1 protein-coding gene (running past one end of the window) is annotated in these 9485 nt (G+C 34.4%); it reads right to left on the bottom strand.

Going from position 1 to position 9485, the window contains the following annotated elements; all coding sequences use genetic code 11:
• Positions 1-5 precede the first annotated feature (5 nt).
• Positions 6-9485, bottom strand: the 3' portion of a protein-coding gene (locus tag MW695_RS10940; RefSeq protein WP_247105353.1) for an SDR family NAD(P)-dependent oxidoreductase. It continues 6093 nt past the right edge of the window; the window shows 9480 of its 15573 coding nt (coding positions 6094-15573); the start codon falls outside the window, past its right edge; it ends in the stop codon at positions 6-8.

The following is a 9485-nucleotide window of genomic DNA, read 5'->3' as shown; positions in this document are numbered from 1 at the left end:
CCTATTCACCTCCATAATTGCAATAGCTCATCAACATCAATTTCATTTTCTACCAGTTTATCTATCAGCTTAAGGTTTGTTTCTTTTTCTTCCTCTGTTTCCGATGCATGAACATTTTTTCCGCTTTCTGTTATATTACTATTATTTGATAAAGAAATAGAGTGATGATGAACTTCTTCAATATAAGCAGCTAGCTTATTTACATTATAATAATCAAACAAAGTAGTTGTTTTAAGATTAAGCCCTAATGTTTCATTTATTTCCTTGATTAAATCGATTCCTGAAATGGAATCAATACCATAATCTGTGAATGCCTTTTCATGATTTATTTTACCTGCTGGAACCCCTAAAGTTTTAGATATGCTAGAACAAATGACCTCAACAATTTGCCTCTTGTTATAGTTGTTTGATCTATTCAATACCCCATTGGACTTAACCTCAGTTTTCAACGGCTCGTTCACACTATTTTTTACTTTTTCATTTTTATAAACTGGATCCTTTTGTACTACGAGTACATTTTGTCCGTATTCACTGTTAGGTTCCTCTTTTAGATATAGTTGGTGTGCTCCTAATTCCTCTTTCCACATCGAAATATTTAAAAGTGGAGAGCCTTCTATTCTTCTATGCCCATCCTTAAATAGCCACCAACCATCTAATAAGCCAAACGTGATGGAGGCAAATGAGCTTTTTTCAGTAGCCTCGTTAATTAGAAGTAGCCCCTGATCCTTTATTAGGTGCCCAATATTCCTAATTGTATTTGAAATATCTTTAGTAGCATGAAGAACATTTGTGGCAATTATGATATCAAATTGCTTATCATGATACCCTTGCTCGTGTACGTCCCTTTCAATATCTAGGACTTTAAAGTCTACATACTCTCGCTGACTTCCGTATTTCCTCTTTCCAAAACTTACAAAGCTTTGGGAAATATCGGTATAGTAGTATTGAACCTTATTCGACATTACATCTATATGGTTAAACACAATTTCACTAGTTCCTCCAGTACCTGCACCAATTTCCAATATAGAAACCTTGTCATCTAATGTGTTCTCTAAGTGTCCATATACATAATTAGCAAGGGATTGATTGAAATAGTCAGAAATAGAATTTCCTTTGTAAATACTTCCAACTAACTCCATCGATGAATTAGGAAAAAGAATGTCTGTAGCCAATACTTTACCTGTAAGAATATCTTTATATTTATCTAAACAATGCTTTAATAAATGAACATGAGGATAAATGTTAGGATACTTATTTGTCATATCATCTGCTTTATGCTTGGCATGTTCAAGCAATGTGCTGGTATTAAGCTCCTCAACTAGATTAGTTGTCACCAGTTCCCTATTATTGTTGATCTGAATATAATGCTCTTTCTCCATATTCCTAAGCATCTCTTCCATTAATGGAATGTATTTTTCGTGAATTCCCAGTTTTCTTGGTAAATGGTCTACAGCATACCTTTCCCCTGAACGATGAAATATGTTAAATTCCCTAAAAATACATAACATAATATATTTGCTGAACTTTTCTAATTCATCAAATTCTCTTTTTAACTTATTCATTTCCACTACATTATTTGTTGTTTCTTCTTTCTTCATTACTAACATGGGTTCAATTACCTTATCCTCTGCTTTAATGACAACTACCTGTTGTGTATCACTGGTTATAACTCGTTCAATTGCAGCCATACCTTCTTCAGCTTCAATCGAATACACCCCTTGTTGAGCAATTCTTTGTTTATACTCTTCCGTAGCCACTACTCCGACAGAACCCCAATAACCCCAGTTAATTATTTTCACTGGAGTTCCTAAGTTTTGAGCCATATAATTTGCGTAAGAATCTTTATAGTAACATCCTGCTGCATAATTACTTTGCCCCATATTCCCTGTAAAGGACTGAACGGAAGAAAAGAACAAAATAAAATCTAATTTATCATTTTTAAATACTTCATAAACCGATTGGGTCCCTTCATATTTTGGTTCTAAGGTTCTCTCTAAGACTTCCTCGCTCAAATTCTCTACTATCATATCTTTTAGCACCAATGCAGAATGAATAACACCATTTATCCTACCAAATTGACGAAGGATCTGCTTTTTACATTCCTCAAGCTGATATTTGTTAGAGATATTACACTGAACATAGGTTCCTGTACCACCTAATCCTTCTATACCTTGCAGCATATTGTTAATTTTTGTATCTAGAGGGCTTCTCCCTACTAGAACAATATGACCAGAATATTCCTTTGATATAAATTCTGCTAATTTATATCCTATACCGCCCGCTCCGCCAAGAATGATATAGACTCCATTTTGTTTAAAGCTTTCTTTGTTCACCCTATTTAATTCCTCTTTATACAGTCTCCTATTAAATACTTGATTATTTCTAATAACCAGCTCTTCACCACTTTCTACTTGATAACTTCTTTCAATTAGTAGATGTAATGTGGTATTCATGTCTTCATGAATATCAATATCCATATTTCGGATCGTAAATCCCTTATACTCTCGTCCTAAAGATTTACTAAACCCTTGAATATCTCCTGAGTGTGGTATTATAGGCTCACCAAATACACTATGGACATTATTTGTTACATTGGTAATCGTTAGATTATGATTTACGCTTCTCGTATTTAATAATTCCTTAAAGAATCTTAGATACTTTACAGATGATTTTTCTTCTTTTTGTTCCCTTCCAATAGCTAAGTAAATAACGTGGTCTATTTTCCCCATTCTATTTAATGCTAACCTTATACCTTGTCTACTTTTTCCATCTACCCAATATTCATCTTGATTCATTTCATACGTTTGGTTCGTTAATTTTAGCCCATAGGTTGGCTTCATTCTTTTTACTCTATCGTATATATCACTACTTTCTTCATCGAAAACGACTAGATACTTTCCTTCATTTCTCTCATCAATTTTCCCTTCTATTGGATTCCAACAAACGCCATAGTATAAATCTAAATTATTTTCTTTATTCGTATTTTGGGTGGAGTGAATCTTATTCTTTCTCAGCACTATGTTATTGAGCTCTAGCATCAATTCAAAGTTTTCATTGATAAGATAGATGTTATACACACTTCTGGCTACCTCTTTAACATATGCATAAGTCTTCTCCCATGCATTTAATCTATAGATCGATAGAGCCTCAAACTCAAACGGAAGTTGCGCTTCTCCGTCGCTAGATACTATACCTGAAATGGTTTGTAGTGCCCCATCCAAAATAAATGGATTTAGATAATATTGGTGACCTTCCTCCTGTGCATTTGTCGCTATAAGAGTAGATAATGCCTTTTTATCAGAGGCTTGTATTTTCTCAATACTTCTAAAAAAGTATCCATAGTTTAATCCTACTTCCTTAAAGGCCTGATATAACTCACTAGCTGTTACCTTTACCTCAGTACTCTTTCTGAAGTCATTTATTTCTTCTATAATTGATTGCTCTATGCTTAAATTGTTGAGCTGAGTTGTTAATCTACCCATACAATTTAATGCTAGTACGTCTGAATCTTCTCCACTTTTTATTTTGAAGGAATAACTCTCTCCTTCCTTTTTGATGAATGTAAATATATTTACTGACTGATTCATCACTATTATCGGTCTAAGCCAAGTCAAACTCTCAAACTTCATATTTGCTACATTCATTTTTTGTACTGCCTGATAAAGGATTTCAAGATAGGTAACCCCTGGTAATACCTTCTCACCCTGAACCATATGATTTGTGACCAAAATATCATCTGGTTCTAAAGTATATTTAAATATTGCCTCGTGTCCTTTGTCCTCTATTAGTTGCCCTACAATATTTTTATACTGAACTACTTTTTCCCTTTTAGGGTACAGCCAATGGTATTGATACTGAAACGGATAGGTAGGAAGATGAAGCCTTTTGTAGCTTCCCCTATCCACTAATTCATACCAAGGAATGATATGACCAGACAAATATAGTTCTCTTACTTCTTCAAGTAAATGAAGATCATTTGCACTATTCTTTCTCATATCCATTAATAGGGTACGTATATAAGTATCATTCTTTTTAACATTTACTCTAATCTCATTATAGTAGCGATATTCATTTAGGCCTACTCTACTAATATACGCTAATTCTTCGGCTAACTCTTCTCTATCGTTAACAATGAAGCCTACTCTATGCTCCATTTGTTCTCTACCCACCATTAATGTATACGCAATATCTGCTATTTCAACTTCCTTAGGGTTCTTCTCTAACCAATTTTGGAGATCTCTCACCTTTTGCACAAGAACATCCTGCTCTTTTGCTGAAATAACAACCAAGTGTTTTGTATGCGTTCTATTTCTTTTCGTCATTTTGGACTCGTGATAGTTACTGAGAACAAGATGGGCATTGGTTCCACTAAATCCAAATGAATTGATTGCTGCTAACTTATCGTGTGCCTTCCAGTCCATTAATTCTCTATTGATATAAAATGGACTATCTTCCAGCTCTATCAACGGATTCATATTATCAATGTTTATAGATGGCACAAGCTTATTATTTTTCATACATAATACGATTTTTATTAAACCAGCTACTCCAGCCGCTGTTAATGTATGGGCAATATTGCTCTTTACAGACCCAATTCCACAATAATTCTTCATTTTAGTGTATTTGCTAAATGAATCTTTCAGAGATTGTATCTCAATTGGATCTCCCAACTTGGTACCAGTTCCATGTGCCTCAACATATGTTATATCTTCTGGATTGATTCCAAATTTGTCATACACTTCTTCCTGTAATTCGGTTTGGGCTAAGCCATTTGGAGCCGTAATACCATTCGTCCTTCCGTCTTGATTAATTCCCCCACCTTTAATAACAGCATAGATATTATCCCCGTCTGCAACAGCTTTATCTAGAGGCTTTAATACAACAAACCCTACTCCTTCACTAGGAATAAATCCATTCGCCTCCGCATCAAAGGCTTTACATTTTCCATCTGATGAAAGCATATTAGATTTGCTGGACATAATATGCATTTCAGGGGTTGTCAACACTGCCACTCCACCAGCTAAAGCCATAGTACAATTACCATTAAGGATGCTCTCACTAGCCATTTGGATGGCTACTAATGATGAAGAGCAAGCTGTATTAATACCAACACTTGGCCCTCTCATATTTAAGAAATAAGAGATCCGAGATGCTAAAATAGATTCGTCATTTCCCATAAAGGCATTCGCCTTTGGAATAATATGATTTTCTCTCATATTAGCTACATAATCACTATGGGCACAACCTACAAAAACACCACACTTAGAACCATTCAAATCAAGACTGCTATAACCAGCATCTTCTAACGCTTTCCATGACTCCATAAGAACTAATCTTTGTTGAGGGTCCATCATTTCGGCCTCATTTGGACTAATTGAAAAGAATAAGGAGTCAAATGATTCAATATCATCAAGCTCACCCATCCATTTACAGTAACTTTTATGCTCTTCATTTCTATCTTCAGAGTAATATGTTTCTAAAGGCCAGCGCTTTGGTACCCTTACAGAATTAACCCCATTTTCCAAATCGGACCAAAACTCATCCACGTTTTTAGCTCCTGGAAACATACCCGATATTCCAATAATAGCAATATCCATAGAGGAAGTTTGATTATCCTTATCAACCATTTCAAAAGAAGATTCATCTGAAATTTCGTGTGAAAGCTCGTTTGGGGTTTCCTTAACCATACTCTCACTACCTACCTCTGTTCTAATAGCCGTAGCATCTATTTTGTTCATCATTCTAATTGATTCTTCTTTAGTATTAGAAACTTTTTGCTTTCCTAATGAATTGAGCTGATGAATATAAGTATTTACTATATACTCAGATAATTTATAGATTGATGAGTTGTTAAATAAGTCTGTAGTCCTTAGTGAAATATTCAATTGTTTATTAATCAGTGTTGTGATTTCAACGGCTAGTACAGAGTCTACTCCAAATTCTAAAAAAGGGCTATTATAGTCAAATTCTTCAGAATGTATTTCTAATATTTCACTTAATGATTTAACAATAGCCTCTTGAACAAGTTCTAATAGCTCTTCTGTTTCTATCTCATCATGATGTCCATGCATTTCTATGCCCTCCTCTCTATTATTCACTTCATGCGAATGGTATGCAGAAGGATTCTCTCTAACCTCTTGTTTAATTACTGGTACATACTCTTGTTCCTTCACGCTTACCCAATGGGATTGCTTATCGAATGAATAACCAGGTAAACTAACCCTTCCTACATTTTCATGATAAAGCTTTGCCCATTCTACTTTATAACCTTTTAACCATACTTTTTTTATCAAATCTAAATCTCTTGAAGCATAAGGATCGCTGAACATCCCCTCTTGTTTTAGATAATCCTCGATGCTGTTCTGTTCATTATTCGTACAATGTCTTATTGTTATGTCTTGGGAAGTTCCCATTAGAAAATCATCTAATTGATGAATAACATCACTGATAGAATTTGCCTTAATGGCTATTCGATAAACCATATGCTCCCTTCCACATTGTAAGGTATAAGCAATTTCCCTTAATGAGAGCTCTTTATAAGAATAATTGGATGGGTCACTTACATTATTCTCCTCTATTATGAGCATTGATAAATCTTTAATAGTGGGAGCAACCGAGAACATCTCTATACTCTTTTTCAGGTTAAATTCTTTATTTATTTGATTGCAGATTTTTGATAGATTTAGAGAGTCGTTTGTGCTTTCAATTAAGTTTTCATCTGTATCAATTTGATCAAAGTCAATCAACATGACTTCGCTTACTATTTTTCTTAGTTGTATATTTATTTCTTTTGCAATATCTGCTTTTGAAGATACATCTTCCTTATTTTTGAAAAATTGAACTAGAGATCGGCAATTATTCTTTAATGCTTCACTACTTTTGGCTGATAACACAATTAATTCTTCTTGATTAATCGGCTTCACCTTCTCCTCTTTTTCCCACTCCTGTATAATCATATGAACATTTGAACCTCCTGCCCCAAATGAGCTGATACCCGCTATTCTTGGATATTCTACTAGTTGTCCGTTTTCTTCTAAAATTGGTTTCTCCCAATCGACTACCTCTCTAGCAATAGTAAATTGACCATTGGAAAAGTCTAGATTTTTATTGACTATATCGGAGTGAAGAGAAGGTACAATGGTTTTATTCTTCATTTGCAATAATACCTTTGTTAATGAGGCTATACCTGCGGCAGCCTCTAAATGTCCAATATTTGATTTTACGGAACCTATTTTACAATTATTTGGTTCTGCTATTTTCTCACTATATGCTTTATTTAGTCCCCTTAATTCTATTGGGTCTCCTAATGCTGTTCCTGTCCCATGGCATTCAATATAACTAATCGATTGAGGATTAACACCAGATAGTTCCAGAGCCTTGCCAATCAATTCTCCTTGGGCATTAGGATTAGGTACACTATATCCTGTAGAATTTCCACCATGATTTATTGTGATAGACTTAATGACCCCATAGATGTGATCATTATCATTGATTGCTTTAGATAATGGTTTTAATAGTACTGAGCCAACCCCCTCACCTGGAACATAGCCGTCGCCACCTTCTCCAAAACTCCTACACTTTCCTTCTGCAGACAAGAAGTTTCCTTGAGATAGCATTTTGTATTTATAGGGGTGTATGGATAAATTAACCCCACCAGCGATCGCTACCTCACATTCTCCATTTTTAATACTATTACACGCTAAGTGTAGAGCTGTTAATGAAGAAGAACACATTGTATCTATTGCCATACTAGGTCCCGTAAAATTATAGTAGAACGAAACTCGGTTCGCTATAGAACTATGTGTAGAGGCTGGTACATTTTTACTTGGATCTTGTAAAAATAATTCATTTCCTAATAATTGATATAAGCCATACATCACACCAACAAATACCCCAATGTTCTTACCACTCAAATCCTCTTTGGAATATCCTGCATCCTCAATTGTATGCCATACGGATTGAAGAAATAATCGTTCTTGCGGATCCATTAGTTTTGCTTCTCTTGGTGAAATATTAAAGAACATGGAATCAAACTTATTAATATCATTGATAAAGCCGCCATGATTACAATAAATAATACTACCTTGTTCTTCATTGAAAAATTTTCCATTATCCCACCTATCTTTAGGGATCTCTGTCACACAATGCTTCCCTTCTTTTAAATTTTGCCAAAATTGATTTAGGTTGTCCGCTTGTGGATAGACACCATCTATTCCAATAATGGCTATGTCATTCTGAGATTGACTTGTCGTTGGCTCTTCTACCATATTCGTTGTGAAGGTAATGTTTTCTGACTCATGCATATGGCTTTCAATCCCCTTATCACTATTCCCAATCACAGAGTTACCAAAGTATTCCTTTATCTCATGCGGATAGCTTATTAAGAAATAATCAGTTAATTTTTTTACACTTGTATATTCAAAGAAGAGCGTTTTAGGCAATTCACCAAAGATTATCTCTAGTTCTGAAGTAAGATTCATAATTACGACCGAATCTACCCCGTATGTTTCAAAGTTATGGTGAATAGAAAAATCTTCGATATCTAATTTTATTTCACCACAAACAAGTTTTATTAGATAGTTCTGCAAATCATCTCTTAATTTTTTACTTAATTCTACTTCCTCATTCTGCCTCAATAGCTTATTTTTTGGCTTTTCTAATAGGATACTATCTAATTTTTCTTCATTCCCTTCGATTACCACTACATCCTTTTCATTTGATGTTAGTGCATACTCAAAAGATAGTAATCCATTTCTATTAGATAAACCCACCATCCCCTGCTCTTCTTCTACCTTTTTTAGGAGATCTGGCTGTAGATTCATTCCTCCGTTTTTCCATAATGGCCAATTAATAGAAATTGTCTTTCCAAATCTTTCACCTAAAGAAACATATTCATTTCTTCTATGGCTAAAACTATCTAAGAAAGAGTTACCAAATGCATAATCTGTTTGTCCTACATTTCCTACTTCACCACTTAGTGAAGAAAACATTACAAAAAAATGTAGTTTATCGTACTGTGTTAGCACATCAAGATTCATCGTACCCTTCACTTTTGGAGAGATTACTGCATCGATACCTTCCTTTGTTTTCTTCATATATAATGAGTCCCTTACTGTACCTGCAGCATGTATAACACCTTTTATCTCTCCAATATTTCTTCTTATTGACCCTAATATCGCTTTTAATTCATCCCTATTTGTGATATCAACCTTGTAATAATCTACATGTAAACCAAAATCCTTTAGACGATGAATAGCATTCTTCCTACTCTCATTTAACTTAGATCTCCCTAATAAAACTACATGACCTTGCGACTTCTTAGCCAAATATTCAGCAAATAATAACCCCAGTTTTCCCGAACCACCAGTAATGATATAACAACCATTAGGTGTATAATTTACTTTCATTTGCACTAAGGAAAGATCTAATTTGTTTAACACTTTAACAAATCTTTGATTGCCACTATATTTAATTTCTACATGCTT

The organism is Halalkalibacter sp. APA_J-10(15), from assembly GCF_023017105.1.
In the GTDB taxonomy this organism is placed as follows: Bacteria; Bacillota; Bacilli; order Bacillales; family Bacillaceae_D; genus Halalkalibacter.
Note: the sequence above shows the minus strand (reverse complement) of the source record. Positions and strands in the feature narration are given on the sequence as shown.